The 1,077-nt window shown below is 63.2% G+C and carries 1 protein-coding gene; it reads right to left on the reverse strand.

Features of this window, described 5'->3' with window-relative positions; genetic code table 11:
• Positions 1-17: 17 nt before the first annotated feature.
• Positions 18-980 (reverse strand): IS481 family transposase, encoded by a 963-nt coding sequence (locus GD628_RS16410; RefSeq protein WP_152275447.1) that lies wholly within the window; start codon positions 978-980, stop codon positions 18-20.
• Positions 981-1,077: the final 97 nt, after the last annotated feature.

Below are 1,077 nucleotides of genomic sequence, written 5' to 3' on the forward strand. Positions count from 1 at the left end.
TGTACTGAGACAGCACGTTAGTTACACCGGGTGATGGGTGCTTTGCCTCCGAGGCTGCCGTGTGGGCGTTGGTGGTTGTAGAAGTCTAGCCATGGTTGCAGGGCATCGGTCCGGGCTTGGTTCGAGTCGAAAACCTGCCGGTAGGCCCAGCCTTCCTGCAGGGTGCGGTTGAACCGTTCGGCTTTGCCGTTTTGCCAGGGATGGCGGGGCTTGATCAGGATGTGTTTGGCACCCAGCGTGCTCAGGGCGTGCTGGAAGTCCTTGGAGAGCCGGTAAGCGAACGCGTTGTCCGTCATGACTCGTTTCACCGGCGCCCCGTGGCTGGCCATGAACGCGGCAGCCCGCTCCAGAAACCCCGCGCAGGTGGGGCCCTTTTCGTCCGGGTGGACTTCGACGAAGGCGAGCCGTGAGTGATCGTCCACGGCGACGTGGACGTAGTCGAAACCGACTTTCGTGTGGCCGGTGTTGTGGTTGCGGGCGGACTGGTTCGGGTCTGCCCGCCAGCCGCCCCCGTCCGGGATCCGGCCGAGTTTCTTCACATCAATGTGGATCATGTCCCCGGGAGTATCGCGTTCATAGCGGCGGTCCGTGGCCCGTGCGGCACGGATGCGGATGCCGGTCAGCGGGTCCAGTTCCCAGAGCTTGGCCACTCCGGCCCTGGACAAGATCCGGGAGACGGTGCGGACGCCTACCCTGGTGCGGGACGCGATATCGGCCGGCCCGGTGCGGCGCTCGGCCCGGGTTGTTAGGACCTCGGCGGTTTTCTCCGGGCTGGTGGCGTGCGGGCAGGATTTCGGTTTCGAGGAACGGTCTTCCAAACCAGGCGGACCTTCTTCCCGGTACCGGTTCACCCACCGGTAAGCGGTGGGCCGTGAGATACCCATTTCCTTCGCGACATGGGCTACCGGCCGCCCGGAAGCGACGCGCTGGACCAAGATCATTCTTCCGGCCGGAGCCAGACGGGCATTACCGTGGGACATGAAGACCTCTTAGGTTCGGCTGTGTGTGGTAACCACCAAACCTAAGAGGTCTTCACCCTATTCACGTGTAACTAACGTGGTGTCTCAGTACACCTAG

Origin of the sequence: Arthrobacter koreensis, assembly GCF_009193255.1 — a bacterium.
Lineage (GTDB): Bacteria > Actinomycetota > Actinomycetes > Actinomycetales > Micrococcaceae > Arthrobacter_B > Arthrobacter_B koreensis.